The organism is Novipirellula methanifontis (assembly GCF_052161655.1).
Taxonomy (GTDB): Bacteria; Planctomycetota; Planctomycetia; order Pirellulales; family Pirellulaceae; genus Novipirellula.
The window spans coordinates 5,700,076-5,726,238 of record NZ_CP197418.1 but is presented as its reverse complement, the minus strand read 5'-3'; the positions used below and the strand labels follow the sequence as shown (position 1 = coordinate 5,726,238).

The window sequence follows — 26,163 nt, the reverse complement described above, 5'->3', positions numbered from 1 at the left end:
CACCATGCGGCGTTCTGCTGACGGCAAACGGACGACGAAACGGCGGCCATGATGGCGTGGCTCCATCATAGTCGACCCGGTATTTGATTCGAAACAAAACAGGCTCAAGAATCGAATATCAGTTACAGATTGCCCCCGCCGCTGCGTTGTTAAAATAGGCTAGATTTGGCGGTTTTAGCGAAAGTGACGCGGTTTGCGGTCCTGCTGGGCATCCGGATTGTCAGGGTCCGATCAATGATAAGACGTCGTTCCCGAGCCAGCCGTTCCCCTCTGTAAGCCGCGATTGATGGTAACACACACCAAAATTCACGCTCAAACTCGCTGGTCCGCCGCCCCAATGGGGTGCGTGGCGGTCGGAATTGCCTGTTTTGGCCTCATCTCGACGCTTTCCGCCCAAGCTCCGAGCTGGACGAGCGAGGTCAGCCAAGGTCCCGCTGCAGATACCTCACACGCAGAAACCGCCGCTGAGAAGGAATTGATCCAGCTCGCGCCCTCAATCGCACTCTTTGCGGGGGTCGTACAGCCAGCTTCTGATATGCAGGATGAGTTTTGGAGCCAGCATCCAACGCAACAAAATCACTCCCACGACGATTCCGACTCGACATTTGTGCCATCATTCGGTGACGGATTTACTTTGGCGACTCGCACGCAGGACGAAACGGACGATTTGCTCGGCAGCGGAGGCAACAACGAAGAACCGGTCGATGACAAAAACGTCGCCGCTGCCAAACTCCGCAAAAGCGAATTGGAAATGCTGATGAAACCGATCGCGGGAATCGATGTCCAGGGCCCTGCTCCCAGCGGACGAGTCCCTGTGAATCAAGCAGCCAAACATCGCGAATTGTCCTCGATGGTCATCATGGCCACCGGATCGATCGTCCCCCAGCCCGACCGCTACACTGCCGGATTTTCGCATCAACCGCTGTATTTCGAGCAGCCGAACTTAGAACGATGTGGAAATCATTACGGCTGTTTGCAAAATGCGGTTTCAGGTATGGAATTCTTGTACAACGTCAAAACGCTGCCCTATCATTTGGCCGCGACGCCAGCAGGACAATGCGTCAGCTCACCCGGCGACTGCCAATCTTGTGAAGTGATGCCGAAGCGAATCAATCCGTTTCCGCTTGAACCCCGGGGTGTCGCATTGCAAGCCGCCGCCGTGGCGGGGTTTGTCCTGCTGCTACAGTAGGCTTTCGTTCGCAGTGCAAACGCCCGGTTGTCACGGTGTGGCGCCCCTAATAATTTTTCGGTGACTGGATTACACTATCGTGAAATTCCCACCGCAAGATTTCTGATGCCGACCCGCGCGACACAACCCTCTATCGACCGCTTGCCAACCGACCGACGCTTCCAACAGGGCGGATGGTTGTTTCTTGGTTCGTTGTGCGTATTTTTTCTTGCCAGCATTTTACTTTACGGCTTCTACGCCTATTCGCGTCGCGGTGACCCGTTGTCGGCGTTACCGATTCCGATGACCTTTCTGGTCAGCACATTGTGTTTGCTAGGAATTAGCGTCTTAGTACATTTTGCCACCCGGATGATACGCCGCGAACGTCGAGAATCGACGGCGGCTTTGATTGGGCTCAGTGCCGTGCTAGCCATTGTATTTACGGGGTTCCAAATCCTGTCGATGTATACGATGCTTTCGGGGCCGGCCGTCCAAGAGGGCAATGGCAAGGGTCTCGTGGGCATGGTGATTGTGTTGGCTTTTCTGCATGCGTTGCATGTTGCGGGCGGAATTATCGCACTGGGGATCGTATCGGTGCGATTGCTGCAAGGCCGCTATGATCACGAACGCCATTGGCCCGTCGATTTTGCGGCGCTGTATTGGCACTTCCTCGATCTTGTTTGGTTATTCATGCTCGTCGTATTCTGGACCACGACCGGCGGGTTCAAATGGTCGGCCTAAAAACAGTAGAGTCTTCATTAATCAAGGGCAATCGTTGATCGTATGGCGGTTTCCCTATCGCCTGTATCCACCTCGTCCGCCCCCTACCTCAAAAGGCCTCCGACCATGTCCAACGTCATGAAAATTACTCCCAAAGAAACACGCGTCGGCTGGGTTGGCACAGGCGTGATGGGCGCGAGCATGTGTGGTCATTTGATTGAAAAGGGGTTCGCGACGACCGTTTACAATCGCAGCCAATCCAAGGCCCAGCCCCTGCTTGATCGCGGAGCCACTTGGGCCGATTCGCCTCGCGCTGTTGCCGAACAATCGGACGTGGTGTTCACGATCGTTGGTTTTCCGCATGACGTCCGCCAAGTCTATTTGTGCAAAAACGACGGAGTGTTGGCGGGATGTACAGCGGGCAACATCGTCGTCGACATGACCACCAGCGAGCCATCGCTAGCGGTGGAGATTCACAATCTGGCGAAACAGCAACAGGTGCATTCGCTTGATGCTCCCGTTTCCGGTGGCGATCTCGGGGCCCGCAATGCCGCATTGTCAATCATGATCGGAGGCGACGATGATGTGGTTGCCGCCATGCAACCCTGTTTTGAAGCGATGGGCAAAACGATCGTGCACCAAGGACCCGCAGGCGCGGGACAGCACACCAAGATGGTGAATCAAACCCTGATCGCGACCGGAATGATCGGTGTGTGCGAAGCGTTGATCTATGCCCATCGCGCCGGATTGAACCTTGAAACGGTCATGAAATCGATTAGCTCGGGAGCAGCCGGAAGCTGGTCACTCAGCAATCTCGGACCGCGGATCATCGAGAACAACTTTGATCCTGGTTTCTTTGTGGAGCATTTCATCAAAGATATGGGGATCGTGCTCAGCGAAAGTCGCCGCATGGGGCTTTCGATGCCAGGACTCGCGTTGGGCGAGCAACTCTATCAGTCCGTCAAAGCCAAGGGCTACGGTCGTTGTGGTACCCATGCCCTCACGCTGGCATTGGCCGATATGTCCGGCATCGATTGGAACGACCGTTAGGGACCATTGGAATAATTTATGACGTAGCGGAACTCGTCAAGAGTTTCGACCTGTGCCGTGATTCACGATAGTAGTGACGAATTCCGCTACCAGTGAGGACCGTCAGTCATGGTTCGGGCGGTGGTGAGCCGTGGGCCGTAAGGCACCGGGTAATACGCGGGACCCGGCCGCTCACACGCGAGCGGCTCGCTAAAACAACAGTCCAGGGGAACGTCAAAACAGCCAAAAAATACGAAAGACTTCTACGTACCTGCTTAAGCACTCGGCGTTCAAACCCCTCCACTCACGTTCGCTTTCTGGTAATCTATAGACCGAAACTTGACGCTCGCCTTTTGCTTGCTCTCGTTTTCCTGCCCGCTGCGGTTTCGTTGCCCCTTGCGGACTGCCCACCCCCTCGCTCGTCTCTCCTGTTTGCTACAATGCGGTTATGAATTCCACGCAGCAAGCTCTCGCACGTCTAACCCAGCTTTTGCCACCCAACCGGGTGCGTCAAGACGCTGCCTTTAACGCTGCGTTTGAATCGGATGGATTGACCGCGTTTCACCAAAAACCACTTGCGGTCGTGATTCCCGAGTCGAGCGACGAGGTCATTCAAGCCGTTCGCTGGTGTCACAACGAAGCGATTCCCTTTGTCGCTCGCGGCAGCGGGACGAGTCTTTCCGGTGGCTCATTGCCAGTGGCCAACGGCATCGTGATCGCCCTGAACCGACTGAACAAAATTCTGCATCTTGATCCGGTCAATCGAATCGCGGTCGTTGAGCCTGGAGTGGTGAATATCAAAGTCACCGAGGCGGCCTCAAAACACGGGCTCTATTTTGCCCCGGATCCCTCCAGCCAAACGGTCTGTACGATCGGCGGCAATGTGGCGTTCAACTCCGGCGGTGCCCACTGTTTGAAATATGGCATGACGTCCAATCATGTGGTGGGCATGAAGACGGTGCTCGGCAACGGCCAATGTGTCGAGTTTGGTTCGGCCAGCACCGATGCGATCGGCGCCGATTTTCCCGGTTTGTTTACCGGCAGCGAAGGTTTGTTCGGGATCGCCACCGAGATCACTCTGCGGCTGTTACCGAAGCCCGAGAAATTCCACACCGTGCTAGTCGGTTACCGATCGTTGCAGGCCGCGGGTGACGCGGTTTCAGCTGTGATTGAGTCGGGACTGTTGCCCGGTGCGATGGAGATCATGGATGCACTGTCGATCGAGGCAGCCGAAGCGGCAGTCAAATGTGGCTATCCCAAAGGCTGTGCGGCGGTGCTGATCGTTGAACTCGAAGGACCTCGCGAACGAGTGGAATACGAGACGCGGCAATTGAGCGAAGTCATCGCTCGCACCGATCCGTTTGCTCAACACGTGGCCATGACGTTGGCCGAGCGGTTATCGATTTGGAAAGGCCGCAAGTGTGTGTTTTCCGCAGTTGGTCACATCAGTCCCGACTTCCTTGTCCAAGACGGTGTCGTCCCCCGCAATCGGCTTGGCGAAGCACTCGTTCGTATCCAAGAGATCTCGCGTGATGTCGGTATTCGTGTCGCCAATGTGTTTCATGCCGGTGACGGAAACCTGCATCCGATGATTCTGTACGATGGAAATGTCGAAGGCGAGTTCGATCGAGCCGAAGAGGTCTGTAGCCGAATCATCAAAGTCTGTATCGAGATGGGCGGTTCGATCACCGGCGAACATGGCATCGGGATGGAGAAACGCGAATTTTTGCCCGACATGTTTGATCCGGCAACGGTCGAGTTGTTTCATCGCATCCGTCGTGCATTTGATCCGTTGGAGATCGCTAACCGAGGAAAGATGTTCCCCGGTGCCGACGCGCCGTCACTGTCAATGTCCGGATTGCATCCACTGGAAAAGCAAGGAGTGATTTCGCGTGAGTAATAATGCGACCTTGCAGCCCACCACGATCGACGAAGTTCGCGATGCGGTGCTCGCATGCGAGCATGCCGTCATCGTTGGTAACGAAACCAAACCGCCGCTTTGTATGTCAGACGATCCGTACGACACCATCAGTGTGCGTGGATTGTCGGGGGTGGTTCAGTACGAACCGTCGGAGTTCACGTTCACCGCTTACGCGGGAACGAAAATCGAGGACGTCCAAGCGGTGCTGAGCGAGCGCGGGCAATACTTGCCTTTCGACCCAATGTTGGTGCGTGCCGGCGCGACACTTGGCGGCACGATTGCTTCCGGATTATCGGGGCCAGGGCGGTTTCGTTACGGATCGATCCGCGATTTCTTTCTCGGTGCCAAACTGATTTTGGGCGATGGCACGATTGTGAACGTTGGCGGAAAAGTTGTCAAAAACGCAGCAGGCTTTGATATCCCGAAATTCTTGGTGGGAAGCTGCGGCGAGTTCGGCGCGATGGTCGAAGTGACTTTCAAAGTGTTTCCCAAGCCAGTCGATTCGGCGACGCTGAGTCTGCGGTGTGAATCGGCGGAGCTTGCATCGCAGTCGATGGCGAAGGCGGCTGTGAGTCGCTGGGAACTTGACGCGATTGATTATCATCACGCTACATCAACACTGTATTTTCGCCAACGCGGACCCCAGGATGCCAACCGCGAAATCGCCGCCGAAATTCAGACGCAGTTTGCGGAACTGAATCACGTGGATGGCGAAGCTGCAGATTCATTTTGGAGTTCGATCACCGAGCTCGACTGGTTCGCCAGTGCTGCCCACGTCGTAAAGATCCCCACCACGACTCGCCAATTTACTGGCTTGTGTGATGCCATCGCCGCCGCAGTCCCCGCTTCGTTGCACGTCAGCGGATGTGGATCGGTCGTTTGGGCGGCATTGGAACAACCGGATTCGCTGCACACGCTCGAAAGTGTACTTGTGCAGCAGAATCATCGCGGCTTGTGTGTACGCGGGAATTCGAATCACGTCTTTCTGAACCGGCAAACCACGTCGGACATCGAGGTGGCGGTCCAGCAGGCGTTTGATCCCAGCGGTCGATTCAAGCGTACTTTTCCATCGCAGGCACGCGACTCCGTTTCCTCCTAACATCCCTCTTGGGGCATCGTTGGTTTTCACTGACGATCCACGCTCAATTCCGAACCAAACGCATGCAACACAAAATCCCGATCTCGAAACTCGGTCCGCTAGGCGACGAGATGGCCTCGGCGGTGAGTACGTGTGTGCATTGCGGCTTTTGTCTGGCGGCCTGTCCCACGTATCACCAATTGGGGCAAGAGCCTGATTCGCCGCGTGGCCGGATCGTGTTGATGAAAGATGTACTCGAAGGCAATTTGTCGGTCGATGACGCGTCGCTTCATATCGATCGTTGCCTCGGTTGTTTGGCATGTGAACCCGCGTGCCCGTCGGGAGTCCCCTATCGTGATTTGATCAGTCCCTATCGGGCCACGATAGAACCAGTACGCAAGCGAACGCTCGTCGACCGGATCACGCGCGCAATGACAAGTTCAACGCTGCCTTACCCGGGACGTTTTCGACTCGCAGCAAAGATGGGCCGTTTTGCTCGCCCGCTTGCTCCATTTTTGCCACGATCGCTTGGGGCGATGTTGAATCTGCTGCCAGATCGATTGCCACCGCGACAATCGTGGGCGGCGGTCAATCCCGCAATCGGAAAACGCCGCGGGCGAGTGGCCTTGTTGTCCGGTTGTGCTCAATCAGTGCTCGCTCCGGATATTAATTCAGCCACCATCGACGTGTTGACACGCAACGGCATCGAAGTGGTCGTGCCGCCGACACAAACGTGCTGCGGCGCCCTCAGCTGGCACGTTGGAAACTGGAATCAAGCCAAGAAGTTCGCGATCGCCAACTTGAACGCCTTTCCCGAAGATGTCGATGCGATTGTCACCAACGCGGCGGGTTGTGGTTCGGGGATGCACGAATACGCAATGATTCTGAAAGGGACGAAGTACGAATCTGACGCGACCGCATTTGTCAGTAAAGTGAAAGACGTCTCCGTGGTGCTTGCTGAATTAGGCGAACTTGCTGCAATCCCACAGCGAAGTGAAACGCTACGCATTGCCTACCACGATGCGTGTCACTTAGCCAACGCACAATCGGTCCGATCCGAACCGCGTCAATTGCTGGCACAGATTCCCGCAGTGGAACTGCTTGAGATTCCTGAATCGCATCTGTGTTGTGGATCGGCGGGAACGTACAACGTGGACCAACCCGAGATCGCCAAATCACTCGGTGACGACAAAGTGCGGCATCTGCTCAGCACGGAGCCGGATCTCGTAGCGACCGGCAACATCGGTTGCATGACCCAGTTACAAACGCATCTCGCCGCAACCGGTTCAGAGATCCAAGTCCGCCACACCGTGCAAATCCTACGAGATGCCTACACCGGCAAGCTGTAAGGTTGCGTCGCCACGTTCGGTGGTTGTTGACGCGACGACATGCCAACGCGTCGCCGGGTTTGGCGGAACCACTGAGCGTCCAATGCGAGTCACCACCTTCTGTCGAAGGTAGCAACCAGGAGATGTCCCACTCGCTGTGTTCTAGCACTCGCCACGGTGCCCTCGTGCAACCGGATGCGAATGACGGGGTTGATGCTCCGCGGTAGCAATGCCAAAGCAATCACCCGCAACGAGCGTCTCGTCGCATTTTCAGATCTTTCCCATCGCATCTTATTCAAGCGTCCTCCGCTGCCGAAAATAGCCCCAGTCCAAAATGACTGCCATAGCCAAGTGCGATTGGTCCCTCTACAGCAGTGTCGAACGTCAGCCGGAATCCATAGCCTTGTTCCGATGCGTGACGTCCTCCACCGCGTTGACGTACTCGACGGAATTTCATCCAAGACGTATTCGTGCCGCTCAGGAGCGTGTGGGAAATACGTTCAATCGTGACACTTTCGGAAAATTCAGCGAGCCATGGGCGCCGGTTGAGTTCCTTCCGAACGAGTCGTTCCAGCTCACGCCGTTCTGCTACCGCGTATTGTTCCGGATCATTCCGTTCGTGATTACGAATTCTAAGGTGATCGGTCGCTACAAACGGTGTGCAAGACTCCCAAACGCGACTGCTGGCAAGCAGTGGCGATTGACCGCGACGCTGATCCAATCCGCCAAAGTCGCCGGGTTGACCGACGCCGAGCGGGACGACCTGCAGATCGTGACCATCGGATCCGTGCATGTGCGTGAACCGGCTAAGGGCAGCTTCATCCTCCAATTGAATACCGGTCGGGATGTGCACGGTCAAATGCGTGATGCGCCCGCGACTACTGGGTCCCAGTGATTCAGCCAAATAATGTGCATGGCCGTGAGTTTGAAAGCCATCACCTCGAGGTTTTCCATCTTCGGACTTTCCGGAAAAAGCCTCCGAACATTGGTCGCCATTCTGTCGCTTCGAGCACCCCATGATGTAACTTCTCGCACGTTCGCCGATCCACAACGCCTCTGTAAATCGCGGACGCACCGCCCCAGCGATCGAGAAGCGAGCAATGGTCGGAACTTGCGTTTTAGGCACTCGAGACGCTGGATGCCGAATAGGTTGCTCGCTATCGCGAACGTAATCAATCCACCGACTCGCGGGAGGGCGATTCCAACCGGCTTTACGCAGTTGATCCGTTTCGACATGCAACGCATCAAACGTGGATTCGGGCAAGGCTTGCTGAATTGCAGTTTTCTCTTTTGCGGAAAGCTTGATTTCGTCAGTAGGCTTGCCCTTTTCCAAAGCTTTCGCATGTTTCTCGGACAGCTTTTGCTTTTCCATCTGATTTATCATTCGCGTTCGCCAGAAGTCGTATTGATCCCAATCGTCTGGTGCCAACAAGCGAACCAACTCCTGTGACCCGCCGACGCCACGTTCATCCAGTTTCGTTACACTGAACGAGTCAGGAGCAGTGGACGATATCGACGCTTCAACCCATGATTCGGCACGGCCAAAGTAGCTCATCGCGCTGACCAACTTATCAAGAAGCTGACGCTGGTCATCCGTCAATTCTAGTTCGGGCCAGCAGATGACTAGCGGTTCCTTTCGATTAACAGCGATGAAAGTGTCAAAGACCTTGGTCTTCGCGTCGTTAGTCGTCGGCATGTAATGACGAGTGTGCCCTGACGTGCTTTGAGGAAGCTTGTAGGCAGGCGCAACCGATAGCTTTTGCAGAAGGTCCTGCACTTGAGTCTTCGGAATCTCTGGAAACTTGTAGAGCCACACTGCTAACAATGCACGCGAGATGCGCCACGGCGATGGCGGCCATTCGACGGCACCTTCGTTAACTTGTCGTCCCCACGGCGTCGCATGATACTTGCCGGTGAGGAACCGCATTTCAATGGCAATCATAGGTCTCACCTTTTGCTATAAGTCATTTGGGTAATGGCGGGATCAGCAAATAGCTTCTCATCGGCCACTTTTTTGATGAGTCCTGGCAACTCGCTCTCAAGCGATTCCAGTTCCGGCAAGTCGAAGCCATTGGGCCGCTTGACGATGATGCCATCGGTGGCTTCCAAATCGCATGCGGTGCGGAGTCGCAAGCCTTCATTCAGAAATTTTCGAATTTTGTAAAGTGAAATAGCGATCAGCAGGTTTTCAGCATTCTCGCCCAGTCCGTATCCGCGTAATTGTGCTAGGTCGAGATTGAAGTAGGCAGTGATCGAACTTGCTGTGTACTCGTCGCGATGGTACGGCACGTTTCCGTAGCCTTCCGCGGCTTTACCGTATGGAGTGTTCTCGCCTGTGCCAGGTTGCACACGATCAAACTTGACACCACCCGCCGAGGCGACTTCGATCCCCTGGGCCTCGACGAAACCCGAGATCACTCGCGGCAAACGAACGACGCCACCGATCTTTTCGAGAAATGTGCCGTGAAGCAAGCTGCATGGATCGTACTTAAGCAGTGCCTCAGCCAATTTTCGACGGTTAAATGGCTTGTTCGCTTCGAAGCCAACAGCTTCCTTGATGGCATCGAATTCTTTGGACTTCGAGGACGCGATGTAGGGTGAATTCAATCGATGCGCCTCACGAATGGAGTCGGTCACCGTTCCGTCGGGCAAGGTAGTCTGAACATAGGGCAGGCCGGTGAGCGGCGCTGCCAGAGAATCTTTACCTTCATCCCAGCAAACCGTTTCCAACCGATTAGCCATCGATTGCGCGGACTCGACTAACAGACAATCAACCGGTTCGCCTGCATCATTGAAACCTTTGAAAGTGGCAGCACCGAGATCTGGGAAGCCCGTCGGCTGAAAACGGGAACCCTGAATCGGCTTGAGTGGGATTTCGATCAACAAGCGAGGTGCCGATTTCAACTCGTCCAATTTAATTATCATTTGTAACTCTAGGGGAAAGTCTGGAAATGGGAAAACAACAACGAAAGACGCCATGCCTTTCGAGTTTTAGGCCGGAGGCCGAACCAAGAACTGCCGTGGGCGTCCGCCCAAAGATTCAAGCAAAAAACACTCATTCCGACGATGCGATAGAGACATCATCGCTTGGTTCAGTTTGACGCAATACCCGACGCGCCAACCGCTTGGCATCCTGCTTCGAAATCGGGAACATTAAAGCGGCGGCGGTTCGTTGTGCGTGCTGGCGGCTCATCGACAACGTGTCGGCTGCTGGTACAAAACCCGACGCAGTCAGTCGTCGCGAAGCCAATCGCGTCGCGTCTGCACCATCACCTAACATCGCTCGCCGCAAGATCCGTGGCGTTAACACGATGGCAACGTCGTTCAGTTTGTGCGGCAGGTAGCAAAGCTTGAGCAAGCCAAATCCCGCATCAGGTAATGTTCGCCCAGCCTGTGGACAACGCAATGATTGCATGACTCTCGCAAAACCATCTTTGGATTGTGGGAAATCGATTAAGCAGAGTGCCTTGAACAGACTCTCGATCCGTTCGTCATTGACTGTGCCGTCGATAAAAGCCGCGATGTCCGGTAGCGTTGCCACCAGGCGACCGCGAAGGGGAGCAAGCAATTCGTTTGACGCCTCGTCTTTGCCGCCCTTCATCACGTCAATCATGCGGCGATTAAGCACGGCAATTAAGTTGTTCGTGAGCGAGCCGCTGGTCCAAACGATAGCAGGATCTGAAGCGTCGCTTGCCCATTTGGGATACCGAGACCTCCACGTCTTCGAATCGATTGGTTCCAGGTGTCGACGAATGGGACCTACCGTGGCATGCGTGATGCTGGCCAAGGCGGCCGCCAACCGCAATTCGCAAGTACCATCGTATGACTTCACCAACCAATCATCGCTCAGGAGTGGCAATGGATTGATTCCGCTTCCCATGCTTCCATCACGAAGTTGTTTCGAGAGCGCCACGCTGGCTTCAGCTTCGCCCAACGCAATTAAAGTCGCCTGGACGTCTGCAGCGTCGCCACGTCGGCAGAGGTTTAAGATGCTCGACTCGAGTTGCCGCAATGCTCGACCCGCACGGGCCGGAGCTGTCTTACCGGTCGCCGCACGACGAAATCGATCCAGCCAGTGGTCCAACGGGGCGAGTAACCCGGCGGTTGAGATCTCTTGTTGTGGCACAACAAACCGTCCAAGAGGGATGGCAAAATTTGAGAGACCATTGCGTTGTTGAAAGCCGTAGCGTTGAAACTCCGAGATACCGCGATCGATACCGAGCGATGCAACAGAGCGTGCAAAGTCAATGCCATTGCGAGCGTTCCGCCCGCTAATCGTTGCTCGTCCTTCACCAAGTACTTGCTCAACCTCGACAAGCGATGTCGGGCTGTCCCACAGAGGAAACCACATTTCGGCTCGCGTGGAGGACTCGTCGGAAAGATCCGACGATTGGTAACCAACGCCCGAAGGACGTACACAAAACGGGAATGACAGACTGCCGTCGTCCTTGGAGTCAAGTCGCTTCACCGTCGAAGCAGCGAACAGCAAACAGCCTTCAAGAGCCAAAATATAGTCCCAGGGATTCAAGCCAACTGATCCATCAAAACCCGATGTAGCGTTTGGACCTCCAGCGGCCTCTGGATGAAAGTGCCCTGGTGTTTGCTTGTCTTTAATGCCGGTCGTTGCCGTGTCAAAAATCGCACCGCGTAACGCGTGGTCCCACTGCCGCTTGAGAATGACCGAAACTACCTGTTGAGCGAATCCGGACATATAGCTTCCGCTACCTTCATTGCCACCCGTTCCCAGCAGTGGCGGAAAGGCTCGACCATCATTAAGCAACACGTAAACCGCGTCCAGCCACTTGAGTAAGTCGTCGTTTAGGTTCGCTCGACATGCCTTTAGCAGATTCAGCTTGTCTTCATCCGAATCAGCTTTCTCGGAAAGCCCAAGATCAGCAAGTATGACTTGAACAGACACAACCGCCGACTGAAACGATTGAAATCGACTCATGTCACTGGCTAGAATGGCTTCGATTGCCTCACGGGCAGATTTTTCGGAGGAGGCCGGAAAGAATCCTGATCTTGCTCCCCATGGACCGACTAATGGCGTTGGTGAATAGTCTTCCAGAAAGAAAGTGGCGAGCTCCACTTCATCCAGCTTCGATCGCAACCAGAACGAATCATTCTTCCACCATCCCAACGCAGATGAGTCCGCTTGCTCAGCGACGAGCCGCAAGACCCCGAGCGCTTTCAAGTAGTGCGCCAGCGGCGTCGGTGAACAGCCCTTCAAGTTGATCGTATGAAGTTCTTTGCTCATTCGGTTGCTCCTTTCTCGCTGCCACGCCAGTCGGCAACGCGAACCAGTGATTCCAAAAACGCCAGTCGAAACGGTCCGAACTCGTCTCGTAATCCAACCGTCCGAGCCAACCAACTCGGCTGTCCTTCGCACTCTCCCAACTGCATCAAGTCCAGAGACAATTCGGTTGCCTCTGAAACGTCCCCTTCCTTATTGCCGATCTCAATTCGAGGTAATTCGTCGCCGTCCCAGATTCCGCGAGCGAACAAGCGGCCGGAGTCAGACGGTCGATTCTCGTTGGGCATGCTGCGCAAACTCATTCGTACCTTGCCGTGATGAGCAGCGATCAAATAGGCAATCAAACTGGATTCTGGATCGTTCAGATGCTGTTGGAGCCACGCAATCGCGCTAGCCAATTCGTGCCGAAAGCCGCGACGAATCTGTGGCACGACTTCCACCAAGACATCTGAGTCGGCGTCGTGGTTTTCGCCGCTAACGATCTGATATTTTAGGTAACCGCTCCTGCCGGACTTTGCCCATAGCTGTGCGTGATCCAGCTCTGGGTTCGAAGCAACCACCGCACCCTGAAACGCGGGGTGGATCTTGCCGACGTCATGCCACCACGCGGCGCGGACCACCGACGGCCATGGTATATCGGGGAGTTCATTGTCAAGTGCTTGTTGCAGGGCAGTCGCTTCCTGTCCGACATCTCGCAAGTGATCCATCACGCTTAGTGGCTTGCCCGCCAAGTCATCTTCGTCCATCGCGGCCTGAAGCACTCCCGCTTCGCTCCGACAATCAGATACGGGTGCATGTTTCGGATCGCCTGTCCATCCTAGCTGCCTGTCATACCCGCCGGATTTCGAATGAAACAACAAAACCATTCCAGGCCGAACCGCATGCGGTTTGACCACCTGCCAATCCCGATCGAGTGCATCCCACGTATAGCAGAGGATGTCTTTACTGGCTGCTTTTTTGATGAATGCCGAATTGCCACGAACCGCCGCGATCGAAACCGAACAAAGTTCATCTCGAGAAGGTGCTGGAAAGACGACACTCCCATCATCGAACAATGGAATTGGCGGTTTTCCGTTGAGCGTTTTATCTTTCGCGTCCCAATCTCGCCAGTAAACTTGCACATCGCAGTCTTCGCTTTCTCGTATGTAACGTGAAACGTCGAGATCATTTCCGCTCAGGTCAGCGGTCGTGTCGAAGAGGTCGAGCAAGTCCTTGCGACGTAGTACATGATGAATAACGCTTGGCGTTTCGACTTCGATGTGCGTAAGAGATTGTGGCCCGACATCGGCAAGTTCGCTCAGTGCCGCGCGAGCAGAGTCGAGCTCCGCAAGCTCGTATGGCAACGCCAAGTCTGACGCTCGTTTCGGATTGGACGTGTCTATGTCAATCCAGTGAACTTGGGCAGCGACTTTACCATCGGCGCCACAAGTGCCACGCCGGTTGCAGCGTCCGAACCGCTGTACCAGCGACGACCACGGCGCGAGCTCGGTGAACATAACTGTAGAAGAAATATCCACGCCCGCTTCGATGGCTTGCGTGGAAATCAGGATCCGTCCAGCTGCGGGGATCGTCGACTCGTCGAGAGCTGCTGCTTGAACGTTCGCTCGTTCAAACGGCCGAAAACGCGAATGGATCAGCGACGTTTCTGGTTGCACATCCAGCTTTTCGACAATCTTCTGAATCGCTTGGAAAAGTTCTTGCGCTCGATTCACACGATTCACCACGACCAGTGTCAACTCACCTGCAACATGTGCGGTAACAATGGATTCCGCTAGCGATCCGGCGTACGCCTTCTTATTATCAGGAGAAAGCTCGATGTTAGCTTTGCTGCACGGTTTCTTTGCCTTGAGCAACCGCAGCACGCGATCGTTGGCCTTGTCGTCATCTTCGACCGTCTCATTAGACCAATCACCATCCTCAGGACGCGGGTGATCGACCGTCGCCAACGCATCGGAATCCAGGGTGGCCGACATCCACAGGGTATGCGATTGTCCGTAAGTTGCGAGTTTGCCTCGCAATCCAGCCAACTGAGCAGAAGTCGTGAGTCCGACGCCCATCAACTGCGTTTCGTCGATCACCCACAAGCAATCGTTGTTGAGAAGAGAAAATTGAATAGGCCAAGCGTAGCGACTCATCCCATAGCCACGATTCAGGGCCCTTGAAAGCAGCATATCCTGCGTACCAATCAATACCTGATCCGTTTCCGGATGCCCGTACCACAGCTGATCGTTTTCGCCCCCCATCAACACACTGACACGAACGCCACCAGAACTCGGATCTGCAATATCTAAATTATTTAGCCAGCCGGAGATCGCATCGCGAGTTTGCTCGACCAAAGTTCGCATCGGAAGACAGTACACAAGACGTCTTGGCGTTGCGAGCTTCACCGCATCATTCGCGTAACGCCGGCGGTAAAGCCAAGCAAACGTAGCCGCAGCGGTCTTGCCAACACCAGTAGGCACGCTCAAAACAGTGGGAAGCGACTCTCGTGTTCCCAAACGAGATTGGTAGGGATAGGGCGGATGCCCCGTCGCTTGGTGAAAGAATGAGTCAAAATCCATGCCAATTGCTCGCATGCTCAGATTGGTTGTGTACTAAATTGAAGAGCGTAACTTAGCTGATGGTTGTGACATGGTTGGTCACTGGAGAGGGCAAAATAAACTGTTTTTTGAAAGTAATTTCAGTTTTCGCAGGCTCATCACCGCCCACACGCCCTCTTTCTCGGAACGCTTGGCGGCGGTCGAGCCAAACGCCCCGAGAAATGCCACGCGATGCAGCCGGTTGCAGAGTATCCGGGCGACCGAAACGTTTAGATCGCCACGGTGGAACATAATACAGCATTGGAAGATGTATTGCTTGCTCGGTTTTATGTTCGAAAGAACGCGGCCTCAGTGACCAAGATTTGTAAAACGACGAAAGCAAACGAGGTTTATGAAAATCCGATCAACCATGTATGCTTCGGTAGTGATCGATTCACGCAACTAACCTTTTGTACCCGGTAATCGCACAACTCAACCAATCGGAGTGCTCGAAAAGCGATATAGTATTCCTAAGAGAACCACCCCAAACTGCACCCCCGCCACATTGACTAGTGGCCGCAATTGACATTCATTGCGAATAATTGCATCTGGGCTGCTTGATCTTTCTCAATTTGGTTGTTTATTTGTCGGATCTTGTGTGGTCTTCGTGCCGCAGAGGCTTTCGTGGGGAGCACTCCTGCGTCCATTGGCGTTGTACATGCTTAGAACTCTCTCGCCCATTGGACGCAGGAGCTGATTTTCTTCCTACCCATGCCCTAAGCCGCAGTTGCGAAAATTACGGAAACACCTTTCGTAGATTTGCAAGTCTTGGCTGCGGAGGATGTGTTCTCCGCGCCAAACGCGTGTCCTACCATGCATAAACCGCACAGAGTGTCGCCAAAAATGGAATTTTCGACCGCGAACGTATTTGATTATGTGCCAAGATTGCACAACCGGAAGTAAGGTGGGGTGCGAGACCCGCCTTCTTGATGGCGGTGTTCATGCTCGTGATGGCTAAAAAAAATCGTGCGACGAATCTACCTGATTACCTACGACGTTTGTGACGCCAAACGGCTGCGGAAGATTTTCAAATGCCTCCGCGGCTGGGGCGACCATTTGCAGTACAGCGTTTTTGAATGCCAGTTGACTGACGCTGACTTGCTGCGTTGCAAGGCTGAGATGGCTGACATCTTGCACCATGGTGAAGACCAAGTTTTGGTGATCGATCTTGGCCCGGCCGCCTCCCGTAGCGAAACGCTCGTCCAAGCGATCGGCAAACCCTACTCGGCCATGGCGGCCCCTTGCTTCGTCGTGTGATTTTGCTTTGCCACTTCTTGATTGAATTCACCCACGCAACCGTGATGTCATGATCCAACCCATCGAAGATGCTGACTCTAGTGTACCGGCGGCTGCCCCTGATCCCGAAGACCTGCTGCCAGCGCGGATGATCAACGAATTTGTGTACTGTCCACGACTGTTTTACTTAATGCACGTCGAAGGCCAGTTTGCTGAATCGATCGATACGATTGATGGTGGGATCGTGCATCGCCGAGTCGATAACGGGACCGGAGGATTGGCGCCCGCCGAACCCTGCGCGACAAAGTCGTTCATCCCCAGCGCCGATGAAGAGCCAGTTGCTGTTGCCCCCGAGTCGACCAAACCCAAGAAGTCGCGAAAATCAAAACACCTACAAGCCTCGACGTTGTTTGGTGACGAAGACACGGATGAACTGGGTAAGGACCAGGCGGAATCGGGCGAAGCATCGTCGGACGGTGAAACGGACTCGGAGGACGACACCGATGATTTGCCGAGCACGATTCACGCCCGTAGTGTGACTCTGAGCAGTGAATCGCTCGGCGTTATTGCCAAACTCGATCTGGCCGAAGCCACCGGTAACGTCGTAACGCCAGTTGACTACAAACGCGGTCGTCCCAAGCGGATGGCCGATGGAACCCTCGCCGCCTGGGATCCCGAGCGAGTTCAAATTGCCTTGCAGGTGCTTGTTCTGCGAGACAATGGTTACCAATCTGATGAGGGCGTGCTGTATTTCAATGAAACTCGGCAACGTGTCCGTGTTCCCGTCGACGATGAACTGTTGGCACTCACACGCCGTTCGATCGACTTGGCGCGGCTGCACCGTGACTCTTGCCAGATCCCACCGCCACTGGTATCCAGTCCTAAGTGCCCGCGATGTTCTTTGGTCGGCATTTGTTTGCCCGAAGAAACCCGCCGTCTCTCTACTGCTGGGCAACCACCTCTAAAGGTACGCCCACTGATCACTGCCCGTGACGAACGACGTCCGGTGTATTTCAACACGCAAGGCATGTGGATCGGCAAACAAGGCGATCTGTTGCAAGCGAAAGTGGAGGGAAAGATCGTTCAAGAAATCCGCTTTAACGATATCAACCAAATTAATTTGTTTGGGAACATTCAGCTTTCGACGCAGGCCATCCAAACAGCCCTTGGCCGCGACGTGCCAATCGGCTACTTCACTCAAAAGGGCTACTACTATGGAGTCAGCGGTGGGCTGGGCGTCAAGAATATTCTGGTTCGTCGTCAGCAATTTCGGCTTGCCGATGATAGCGTGTTTTGTCTCGGCATCGCCCGCGCCTTGGTGCATGGCAAGATTCGCAACCAACGAACGCTACTGATGCGAAATCATCGCGAGCCTGATGCGACATCTTTGCGTGATCTGAAGCGTTACGCCAACCGCGCATTGAACGCGGATTCGCTCGCCTCGCTTTTAGGGATCGAAGGCATTGCCGCCCGCGTGTACTTTGGCGATTTTGCCGGCATGCTGAAAGTCGACTGTAGCGTCTCGAACGGTGATGAAGGATTCGCGACCGCTGAGAAACGGCCTGCATTTCATTTCCGCTCACGCAACCGACGTCCGCCTCGCGACCCCGTCAATGCGATGCTGTCCCTGGCGTACAGCTTGCTTACAAAGGATTGCCTTGTCGCTGCAACGATTGTTGGCCTGGACCCACACTTGGGATTTTATCATCAAGTCAAACCGGGCAAGCCAGCGTTGGCATTGGATCTGATGGAGCCGTTCCGTCCGCTGATCGCTGACTCGGTGGTCCTGTCGGCGATCAATACGAGAATGGTCACAGCCGATCATTTCATTTGTGCCGGGGACTCGGTCGTAATGAGCGATACTGGCCGGAAGCACTTTTTGTTAGCCTATGAGAAGCGAATGGATTCCCTGGTCACCCATCCGCTGTTCGACTACCGGGTGAGTTATCGACGCTTATTGGAAATTCAAACCCGACTGCTGGCCCGTCGTCTAAGCGGCGAAATCCAGGAATACCCGATTTTCCAGACGCGATGATGACGCGAGCGGCGAGGCAGCGAGCAAAACCCGGCCTCCGCTCGCAACAGTGGAAAGTGCGGCAAAAGCAACCCTGTTCTGGATGATTAAGCATGTCACACACCAGCGAATCCGATAGCCACTCGCGAAACCGGGCAAAATCCTCCATAATCTCAGTTCGAAATAGGCAAGCCCTTTCCACGAGTTCAAACTCGTGGCCTCATTGAAGCTTTGGCTTGACGAGCGGTGGCGATTTCGGTGTGTACTTTCCACGAGTTCAAACTCGTGGCCTCATTGAAGCTTGGAAACCTATCGCGATATTGTGAATCGTCGATTGCTTTCCACGAGTTCAAACTCGTGGCCTCATTGAAGCGCCATAGACTCGGCCATTCCCTGCCGAAACGCATCCCTTTCCACGAGTTCAAACTCGTGGCCTCATTGAAGCAGCCGTCACCGCGCCGAGGGCGTTAGGCGATGCGACCTTTCCACGAGTTCAAACTCGTGGCCTCATTGAAGCAAAAGGTGATCGATCGCAACCAACCGCGTCCCGTGACTTTCCACGAGTTCAAACTCGTGGCCTCATTGAAGCTTGCGTGGCGAACGCGACGCGAGCCGACGAGAGGTTCTTTCCACGAGTTCAAACTCGTGGCCTCATTGAAGCATGGGTGGTCAGTGTTCCAATACACTTGGCCAGTGACTTTCCACGAGTTCAAACTCGTGGCCTCATTGAAGCCGCAACCTTCGAGTTGCTTCACGATCGCATTGGTGGCTTTCCACGAGTTCAAACTCGTGGCCTCATTGAAGCGATCGTTAATGAGTTTTCGTGGAACGTGGTCAGCTTCTTTCCACGAGTTCAAACTCGTGGCCTCATTGAAGCCCGCTCAGCTTATGTACGCCACGGGTTTGCGTGTGGGGCTTTCCACGAGTTCAAACTCGTGGCCTCATTGAAGCGATTGGATCATCGCGAACGACACCAACGCATCGAACTTTCCACGAGTTCAAACTCGTGGCCTCATTGAAGCGCGAAGTGCCCAGCGACATCGCGGTTTGTTCCTACCTTTCCACGAGTTCAAACTCGTGGCCTCATTGAAGCCGAGCCCGCGTGGACAACGATGTGCGATCCCTCTTTCTTTCCACGAGTTCAAACTCGTGGCCTCATTGAAGCCCACAGGGAGGGAGGGCTGCCTGAGCGTTGGAGGAACTTTCCACGAGTTCAAACTCGTGGCCTCATTGAAGCCCAGCGGCTTCGGTGTAAAGCGGTGCTGCAACTGCTCTTTCCACGAGTTCAAACTCGTGGCCTCATTGAAGCCGATCAAGTCAAGCTTGTGCAATCGTTTTCGGATAACTTTCCACGAGTTCAAACTCGTGGCCTCATTGAAGCGACATTGCCACGACCGCCGCGAGCTTTTCTTCGTCCTTTCCACGAGTTCAAACTCGTGGCCTCATTGAAGCATTGGCGACTCGAAAACCTACACCGGAGGAAACACTCTTTCCACGAGTTCAAACTCGTGGCCTCATTGAAGCGGCATCGCAACGCAACGCAAGGTTTCGCCGTCAATCCTTTCCACGAGTTCAAACTCGTGGCCTCATTGAAGCCCACTCGTCGGCAGCCGTAATATGGCTTGTTTCAACTTTCCACGAGTTCAAACTCGTGGCCTCATTGAAGCCCAAAGACCGCTCGGCTTGCGAATCGAATGTTGAACGCTTTCCACGAGTTCAAACTCGTGGCCTCATTGAAGCTGGTCAGACCGCTCAAATGCTTCCGAGTAACTGGTTGCTTTCCACGAGTTCAAACTCGTGGCCTCATTGAAGCATGTTGAACTTGATCGATGGAGTCAACTCGGTCGATCTTTCCACGAGTTCAAACTCGTGGCCTCATTGAAGCCATAACGCTTTCGATCGCTTCAAGAGCGGCCTTGTCTTTCCACGAGTTCAAACTCGTGGCCTCATTGAAGCAGCGGGTGCGCCGAGCGTTGGAACTCTCAACGCCGCCTTTCCACGAGTTCAAACTCGTGGCCTCATTGAAGCGGCGGCAACAAGCTTTACGATCGCGATCTGTACAAAGCTTTCCACGAGTTCAAACTCGTGGCCTCATTGAAGCGTGGTCGCCCCGTCAGAGAACAGTTTCCTGTCTGTGACCCTTTCGGGGTCAATTCCGAGGTTGGTTTAGGTTTTCCGGTGGTGTTCGCTACGCTCGAACCACCGGCTAATTGCTAAAATCCCTATCGGGATGGGGCTGAAAAGATGTGTAGGATAAAGTGGACTCGCGTCTTGGGCGATTGTCTGCTTCGCTATCGCCGCTAGGAACCCTTTCAAAGTTTGCGCAACTAAATCTTCGTGCGGCGCGCCAAACCGACTTGTCGGGTCGGTTTCCCGATCAATGTGTCAATTTATGGCTGGGGAATCGATCCGCATGGTTGATCGCCACTATTTTTAGACGACCGATGCACTCTGAGAGCGTGCAATCGATGGCGAGGGGCCGATGACTGAAAATACCGCGTGTAACGGGATCAAGGGGAGCGGAAGTCGTCAAGATTTTCGTGAATCACGGCACAGGTCGAAACTCTTGACGAGTTCCGCTACGTCAGTAATCATTTTGAAGGTCCTCAGACGAAAGCAAGCACGCCCAGTAGGATTCGAACCTACGACCTGTTGATTAGAAGTCAACTGCTCTATCCAACTGAGCTATGGGCGCGTCGCGTTTTTGAAAACTCTGCTTCGAAAACACTGCGGAATTCTAACCACTTGCGACACAGATTCCCACGCCCCAAGTTCGGGAAAATTCCAAGAGGCAAAAAACGGATCATTCGCTCTTCTTGCCCGCTTCCAGCAATTCCTTGATCTTCGCGTGGATTTCTTTGGCGGTCGCTTCCCCCGCCCCCGTTTTGACCAATTGCACGATGCCTTCGCGGTCAATTAGCACAACATGCGGAATGCCCCGCACCCCATAATCGCTCGACATCTCGCTCTCTTTGGGGGTCACCAGCACCGGATGCTGCAAATTGTGATGCTCCAAAAAGCTCGCGATCGCAAATCGCTCGGTCGGCGGTGGCACTTCGTCCTTGGATCGCGATGCCTGTGATTTTTCTGCGTCCCAGTCAAAATTGTAGTACTGAGTCACTCCGACGATCTCGAATCCTTGGTCTGCAAATTCTTCACGCCACTCACGTAGGTGCGGGAAGGTGGCGATACACGGCCCGCACCACATCGCCCAGAAATCTAACAGCACCACCTTGCCTTTGAGTGATGCTTGTGTCGTTTGCGACGTATCTACCCACGCGTCGATATCCCACTCCGGTGCCGCTTTGCCAATCAAAGTGTTGATGGGTTTCACCGCGGATAGTCGTTCGTTGTGCAAATCGAGGCGACGAAGAATGGCACGGACCGATGCGTTTCGTACCGCTAACGAATTCAACTTGTCCGTGACCTCTTTGATCCGCTTGGTCGTTGCATCTGGATCATCTTGTCGCCACTGAGTAATCAGCAAGTACTGCGTTTCGGCGTAGTCGTTCTGGATCGCTGTGGAAGCCGGGTAGGTGTCCATCGCCGACGTGACGGTCTCGTCCAGCAGCGTGATAAATTTTTCACGCCACGTGTCGTTCTCACGATCCGCCGTCGTCAGACTGCGCAACATGCGAATCAACGCGAGCATCGTTTCCTCGTCGGCTTGTTCCGATTCGTTCGCTGCAACAAGCTTTTCTAGCACCGATTGGACGATCGCATCGGCGTCATCCTGCTGGTCGTCCGCGGCCAGAAAATGAGCCTTCAAGACCACCAACTGGGAAAGCGGTAACAGGGGAGTTTGTTGGTCCTGTAACGCAGCGGAACTCAACGCTTTGATGCCACGATCCACCGCGGATTCCAGCGTTTCGTCATCTCCCGATAGCCGCGTCACGTCTTGAATACTTTGCACCGTCATCCAGATGCCGAATTGATTCGCGGATTTCTCGCTATGCGTGCACTGAAATTCGAGCAGTTTTTGGAATTGAGAGGTTGCTTCTTTGTACTGTTTCTGTTCGATGAATCGGGTCGCAACCGTGTGACGAAGGACATTCAAATCCTCGGAATCAGGATCCTTTGCAATCTGTGATTCCAAGTATTGAGCCGCGTCGGCAAGGTTCTCATCCATCCGCTCTCGCAGATCACTGAGCTGCTGGCGAAACGTGTCGATCGGTGGCGTATCATCCGCATGCCCGCAATTGAAAAAGACTATACCCAGGCCAAGTGCGATCGTGATCGTGGCGATTTTTGCAGTCGTTTTAGGAAACGGCATTATCTGCGGTCCTTGTTCTGGCGTGTCTGTTGAATTTTCCTGATTCGATCGAGTCCGTGACTATGATAACGGTCTAGTGCGGTGGAAATCAGACGGTTCAAATATATTTCAGCTTCCCCGACCGATTATTCCTGGTACCCGCGGCTTTCTAAGCACACCGGGTTTCTAAGCACGCACAGTGACGACGTGCCCCGTTGGGCATCGTGACTCGATGCAGTATTGTGTGCTGACGCGCTGCGTCACAACACGCGGAAGGCAATGAACGAATCATGCCTCTTTTTCTTTCTACCTGTTCGAGCGATCCTGATGCACGAGAAGCACAAACCGTTGCCGATACCGCCGGCAGCGGAACACGATCCGAAAGCGATCGAAATGTTTCGCGGATGGATTGCCGAAGGTGCCCTGCACTGCGAGGTGAACGTGGGGCATTGGCACAAGGGGACTGATACCGACGAACGTCAAGCATGGGGCGTGATCTTGGCCGATCTTGCTCGCCAGATCGCCAAATCACTCGAAGAAACCACAGGGCTGGATCAAAGCATTTCGTTGCAGCGGATGCTGCAATCATTTACCGCCGATTTCGAAAACCCCGAAACGGATGATCCAGAATCGGACGATCCAGAGACGCTGGACGATTCCGACACCGTGGATGAATCCGAACAAGCCTAGTGCTTGGTCAGGGCATAAAACCAAGGTTGGTCGTAGCGGAGGTCGTCAAGACTTTCGATTTGCTGCAAGTACTTCCCGAAACTCTTGTGAGCCGTGGGCCATAAGGCACCGGGTAATTCGCGGGACCCGGCCGCTCACGCGTCACGGCTCACTAAGTCAACAGCGGGACCCGGCCGCTCACGCGTCACGGCTCACCAAGTCAACAGTCAACTCTTTCGAGATCACAGACCGAAGTCGTGGAACCCGTTGTCTTGGAATCGGACCATCAAACGAATCAGGCCTGCTTGGTTTTCTACACCCAACTTTCGCATTCCGGCGTTGCGTCGATTCTCGATGGTTTTGTCCGAGACGTCGAGAATCTTTGCCATGTCCTTGACCGATTCGCCCTTGGCAACCAACACCGCTACTTTCTTCTCGCGGTCATCTAATCGCACGAATTGGTCCCAGACTCGAGCGAGGTCCAATAGACGCAGTGCTCCCGGATTTTCGGTTTGCACTTCGACGATACGGGTCACTCCCAAAATAGCAGCTCGTGTATGACCGCTGCCCAACAGCGAACGTTTGATCGTTCGCAGCAACAGCATACGTCCGTGTTGATCACGGCCAAGGTGTTCAAAATCGACACTGGTGCAGCCTTGCATGATCAACGCATCCGAACTGGCCGCGACCGGCTTGATCGTCTCGTTCAAGTAATCCGAGCTAAACCGGCCGACCGAGCTGACGTCTCCGGCGAACGTGTGCTCGTATGCCTTGTTGGTCACCATGATCTGTCCATCGGCGGATTTGATGTAGATCGGATCGTGCCATGAATCAATCAAAACGTTTAATGGATTGCGAGATCGGATCGCTCCCACCAAATCTTTCACAAGCTGGCCGACTTCGGCCTGAAAGGACGTTTCAGTGATACTGGGAACTAATGTGCTGGTTGATGGCATCGGACAATCTCAATTATCGAATTCAAAGAAGAGTAAAAAGATGAGAAGAGGCAATGGCATTGCTAGCAACGTCTGGCCGCGGAGTAGCGGACTAAAAGTCCTGTCGAACACACCGCGACAATTTGATTCTTAACAAAAGTTCTACCAAGGTCTCTGTGGCGTCGAAACGCCCCTTGTTCGAGGATGATGTGCAACAAACGTCCTCTGTACTCTAAGTATCGCACAATTAGGTTCGGGTATAAGACGTTTTTTTCTATTTTCAGAAAATGGCGGGTTCGCGCATTTAGGTCCTTTTGTGCAAGGGCGGACCGAAAAATGGGGTAAATCCCCGTAAATACGCATGAATCGCGTGATCAGAGAGCAACCGAAACGGGCGATTTCGTGGCAAAAAATTTGGGTTGCTACCACGGCGATTTAGATGAGAATTCGGATCTTGCTATAACAAAACCCGATTGCATTCGTCTTTCGGTAGACGACGGTGCGGAATAATCACGCATCGCAACGCATTACTCCGGTCTAGTGTTCTGATTGCCGATTACGCGACAATTGAGCGGTGGCTTACCTTCTCCAACGCTCAAGTGAACAGTTTTGCGATCGGATTGCCGTTGTCGGTGACCGGAACCGGACGGTCGCCGTCGTAGAGATATTTACCGTAATCGATACCGACAGCGGCACAGATCGTGGCGAAGAAATCGGGGACACCCACCGGATCGGCGACGATCTTTTTACTTAGTTCGTCGGTTTCGCCGTAGGCACCACAATGATTTAGCCCACCGCCCGCCAGCACACATGAGAACGCTCGGCCTTGATGTCCGCGGCCTCCGGCACTGTCAAACTCGGGCGGACGTCCGAATTCGGTCGTGATCACAATCAACGTCTTGTCGAGCAAACGCTTTTCTTTCAAGTCAATGATCAATGCCGACATAGCGGTATCCATCTCTCGGATCAATTCGTGCTGATTCAAGATTCCTTCGTTGTGAACATCCCAACCTGCACCGTTCAGGAAATTCAAATTGTGCGAGACTTCGATAAACCGCACGCCTCGCTCGACCAAGCGGCGACTCAATAGACATCGTTGTCCAAACTCGCCTCCGTATCGGTTCCGCAGACTATCGGGCTCCTGAGTCAACTGAAAGGCACGATTAAAATCGGGACCACTCAGTTTCAGACTCTGCTTGATGGCGTCCTCGTAATCACGCACACGGCGGTCGGCAATGGCACTGGCGTCCTCACCAATGTTTGCCAAAAAGCGTTCGCGTCGTGATTGCCGCTGATCGGTAATCTCCGCGGGCCGCGACAGTCCGGCCGGCCCTTGGCTGGTGTCGGTCAAATACAGGTAACCGCTGTTGGCGCCTAAGAAGCCTGGCCCCCGTGTGACATTGGGGTAGCCAATCAACACATACGGCGGTGCTCCGTCGGATGCTGCACCTCGTTGGTTGGCCACAATCGAACCGATTGACGGATACAAGACCGTGCCCGTCACCGCTCGCCCGGTGTGCATGCGATTGGTAGCGGCGGCATGTTCGTCGATGACTTCGTGGTTGACCGTTCGCACGGCAGTGACGTGGTCCATCAGCGGTGCGAGCTGCTGCAAGTGCTCACAAACTTGCACGCCCGGAACCGCTGTGTCGACTGCGGCGTAGTACGAGCCCGCTTTCTTGGCGACCGGATCCCCTTGCCGTTTGGGATCAAACGTATCGATTTGCCCCATCCCGCCGCCGAGCCAAATCGAGATGACATGTTCCGCCTTGCCTTGAATCAGAGGGCTCGCCGACGACGCGGCAGCCGCACGTGGCAGCATCAGACCGCCAGCAGCCGCTCCGATCGCAGCAAGGCTGTCACGACGATTTAAACACAGCGATGAGGGATTGAGATTCATAAGATGGTCGCAGTTTTGAGGTGTGTTTCAGGCGGGATGACAATTTAGATTGGCGGTAGTGGATCTTGCTAAAGATCCTC

Annotated in this window: 16 protein-coding genes, 1 tRNA gene and 1 CRISPR repeat array; of the genes, 9 read left to right on the top strand and 8 right to left on the bottom strand. The window is 54.2% G+C overall.

What is annotated here, in order from left to right; translation table 11 throughout:
- Nucleotides 1-286 precede the first annotated feature (286 nt).
- The 6 genes from SH528x_RS20735 (at nucleotide 287) to glcF (ending at nucleotide 7,265) form a co-directional block, all read left to right on the top strand.
- Nucleotides 287-1,189, top strand: a complete 903-nt coding sequence (locus SH528x_RS20735) for a hypothetical protein (protein WP_442505361.1) — start codon at nucleotides 287-289, stop codon at nucleotides 1,187-1,189.
- Between the two features lie 105 nt (nucleotides 1,190-1,294).
- Complete coding sequence (locus SH528x_RS20730) at nucleotides 1,295-1,909, top strand: cytochrome c oxidase subunit 3 (protein ID WP_442505360.1); 615 nt, start codon at nucleotides 1,295-1,297, stop codon at nucleotides 1,907-1,909.
- Nucleotides 1,910-2,014: 105 nt separating this feature from the next.
- Complete coding sequence (locus SH528x_RS20725) at nucleotides 2,015-2,938, top strand: NAD(P)-dependent oxidoreductase (RefSeq protein WP_442505359.1); 924 nt, start codon at nucleotides 2,015-2,017, stop codon at nucleotides 2,936-2,938.
- 427 nt (nucleotides 2,939-3,365) lie between these two features.
- On the top strand, nucleotides 3,366-4,817 hold the full coding sequence (locus tag SH528x_RS20720; protein ID WP_442505358.1) for an FAD-binding oxidoreductase: 1,452 nt from the start codon (nucleotides 3,366-3,368) through the stop codon (nucleotides 4,815-4,817).
- Entirely contained in the window at nucleotides 4,810-5,937 is a 1,128-nt protein-coding gene (locus SH528x_RS20715) for an FAD-binding protein (protein ID WP_442505357.1), read from the top strand. The genes SH528x_RS20720 and SH528x_RS20715 overlap by 8 nt, the downstream gene beginning before the upstream one ends.
- 62 nt (nucleotides 5,938-5,999) lie before the next feature.
- Nucleotides 6,000-7,265 (top strand): glycolate oxidase subunit GlcF, encoded by a 1,266-nt coding sequence (glcF, locus tag SH528x_RS20710; protein WP_442505356.1) that lies wholly within the window; start codon nucleotides 6,000-6,002, stop codon nucleotides 7,263-7,265.
- 274 nt (nucleotides 7,266-7,539) lie between these two features.
- On the opposite strand, the gene csb2 is transcribed toward glcF, so the two are convergent.
- The 4 genes from csb2 to cas3g all read right to left on the bottom strand — a co-directional run bounded on the left by csb2 (nucleotide 7,540) and on the right by cas3g (nucleotide 15,059).
- Nucleotides 7,540-9,186, bottom strand: coding sequence for a type I-G CRISPR-associated protein Csb2 (gene csb2, locus SH528x_RS20705; protein ID WP_442505355.1), 1,647 nt, complete (start codon nucleotides 9,184-9,186; stop codon nucleotides 7,540-7,542).
- A 5-nt stretch (nucleotides 9,187-9,191) separates the two neighbouring features.
- The gene (cas7g, locus tag SH528x_RS20700; RefSeq protein WP_442505354.1) at nucleotides 9,192-10,169 is read right to left on the bottom strand and encodes a type I-G CRISPR-associated RAMP protein Csb1/Cas7g; all 978 of its coding nucleotides are present in this window, start codon (nucleotides 10,167-10,169) and stop codon (nucleotides 9,192-9,194) included.
- Nucleotides 10,170-10,299: 130 nt separating this feature from the next.
- A complete protein-coding gene (gene cas8g1 / locus SH528x_RS20695; RefSeq protein WP_442505353.1) occupies nucleotides 10,300-12,501 on the bottom strand; it encodes a type I-G CRISPR-associated protein Cas8g1/Csx17 in 2,202 nt (733 codons plus the stop codon).
- Nucleotides 12,498-15,059, bottom strand: a complete 2,562-nt coding sequence (gene cas3g / locus SH528x_RS20690; RefSeq protein WP_442505352.1) for a type I-G CRISPR-associated helicase/endonuclease Cas3g — start codon at nucleotides 15,057-15,059, stop codon at nucleotides 12,498-12,500. The genes cas8g1 and cas3g overlap by 4 nt, the downstream gene beginning before the upstream one ends.
- Before the next feature lie 984 nt (nucleotides 15,060-16,043).
- On the opposite strand from cas3g, the gene cas2 reads away from it, so the two are divergent.
- Nucleotides 16,044-16,334 (top strand): CRISPR-associated endonuclease Cas2, encoded by a 291-nt coding sequence (gene cas2 / locus SH528x_RS20685; RefSeq protein ID WP_442505351.1) that lies wholly within the window; start codon nucleotides 16,044-16,046, stop codon nucleotides 16,332-16,334.
- Between the two features lie 49 nt (nucleotides 16,335-16,383).
- Nucleotides 16,384-18,348, top strand: coding sequence for a CRISPR-associated endonuclease Cas4g/Cas1g (cas4g/cas1g, locus tag SH528x_RS20680; protein WP_442505350.1), 1,965 nt, complete (start codon nucleotides 16,384-16,386; stop codon nucleotides 18,346-18,348).
- A gap of 173 nt (nucleotides 18,349-18,521) precedes the next feature.
- A CRISPR array of direct repeats spans nucleotides 18,522-20,428; the repeat unit is 36 nt; unit sequence CTTTCCACGAGTTCAAACTCGTGGCCTCATTGAAGC.
- A gap of 520 nt (nucleotides 20,429-20,948) precedes the next feature.
- Here cas4g/cas1g and SH528x_RS20675 read toward each other — a convergent pair.
- Both SH528x_RS20675 and SH528x_RS20670 read right to left on the bottom strand, forming a co-directional pair.
- Nucleotides 20,949-21,022 (bottom strand) — tRNA-Arg (locus SH528x_RS20675).
- Between the two features lie 108 nt (nucleotides 21,023-21,130).
- Nucleotides 21,131-22,600, bottom strand: a complete 1,470-nt coding sequence (locus SH528x_RS20670; RefSeq protein ID WP_442505349.1) for a TlpA family protein disulfide reductase — start codon at nucleotides 22,598-22,600, stop codon at nucleotides 21,131-21,133.
- A 258-nt stretch (nucleotides 22,601-22,858) separates the two neighbouring features.
- Between SH528x_RS20670 and SH528x_RS20665 the strand changes: the two genes are divergently transcribed.
- Nucleotides 22,859-23,269 carry a DUF5076 domain-containing protein gene (locus SH528x_RS20665; RefSeq protein WP_442505348.1) on the top strand — a complete coding sequence of 137 codons (411 nt, stop codon included), beginning with the start codon at nucleotides 22,859-22,861 and terminating at the stop codon, nucleotides 23,267-23,269.
- Nucleotides 23,270-23,490: 221 nt separating this feature from the next.
- Here the strand turns inward: SH528x_RS20665 and SH528x_RS20660 are convergent, their stop codons facing one another.
- A complete protein-coding gene (locus SH528x_RS20660; RefSeq protein ID WP_442505347.1) occupies nucleotides 23,491-24,204 on the bottom strand; it encodes a helix-turn-helix transcriptional regulator in 714 nt (237 codons plus the stop codon).
- A gap of 574 nt (nucleotides 24,205-24,778) precedes the next feature.
- Nucleotides 24,779-26,083 (bottom strand): DUF1501 domain-containing protein, encoded by a 1,305-nt coding sequence (locus tag SH528x_RS20655; protein ID WP_442505346.1) that lies wholly within the window; start codon nucleotides 26,081-26,083, stop codon nucleotides 24,779-24,781.
- Nucleotides 26,084-26,163 lie beyond the last annotated feature (80 nt).

Coding starts and splice junctions, on each gene's coding strand:
- SH528x_RS20655 (WP_442505346.1), bottom strand. CDS start 26,083: ATGAATCTCAATCCCTCATCGCTGTGTTTAAATCGTCGTGACAGCCTT.
- SH528x_RS20720 (WP_442505358.1), top strand. CDS start 3,366: ATGAATTCCACGCAGCAAGCTCTCGCACGTCTAACCCAGCTTTTGCCA.
- cas3g (WP_442505352.1), bottom strand. CDS start 15,059: ATGGATTTTGACTCATTCTTTCACCAAGCGACGGGGCATCCGCCCTAT.
- SH528x_RS20725 (WP_442505359.1), top strand. CDS start 2,015: ATGTCCAACGTCATGAAAATTACTCCCAAAGAAACACGCGTCGGCTGG.
- SH528x_RS20670 (WP_442505349.1), bottom strand. CDS start 22,600: ATGCCGTTTCCTAAAACGACTGCAAAAATCGCCACGATCACGATCGCA.
- cas8g1 (WP_442505353.1), bottom strand. CDS start 12,501: ATGAGCAAAGAACTTCATACGATCAACTTGAAGGGCTGTTCACCGACG.
- glcF (WP_442505356.1), top strand. CDS start 6,000: ATGCAACACAAAATCCCGATCTCGAAACTCGGTCCGCTAGGCGACGAG.
- SH528x_RS20730 (WP_442505360.1), top strand. CDS start 1,295: ATGCCGACCCGCGCGACACAACCCTCTATCGACCGCTTGCCAACCGAC.
- SH528x_RS20660 (WP_442505347.1), bottom strand. CDS start 24,204: ATGCCATCAACCAGCACATTAGTTCCCAGTATCACTGAAACGTCCTTT.
- SH528x_RS20665 (WP_442505348.1), top strand. CDS start 22,859: ATGAACGAATCATGCCTCTTTTTCTTTCTACCTGTTCGAGCGATCCTG.
- SH528x_RS20735 (WP_442505361.1), top strand. CDS start 287: ATGGTAACACACACCAAAATTCACGCTCAAACTCGCTGGTCCGCCGCC.
- cas4g/cas1g (WP_442505350.1), top strand. CDS start 16,384: ATGATCCAACCCATCGAAGATGCTGACTCTAGTGTACCGGCGGCTGCC.
- cas7g (WP_442505354.1), bottom strand. CDS start 10,169: ATGATAATTAAATTGGACGAGTTGAAATCGGCACCTCGCTTGTTGATC.
- csb2 (WP_442505355.1), bottom strand. CDS start 9,186: ATGATTGCCATTGAAATGCGGTTCCTCACCGGCAAGTATCATGCGACG.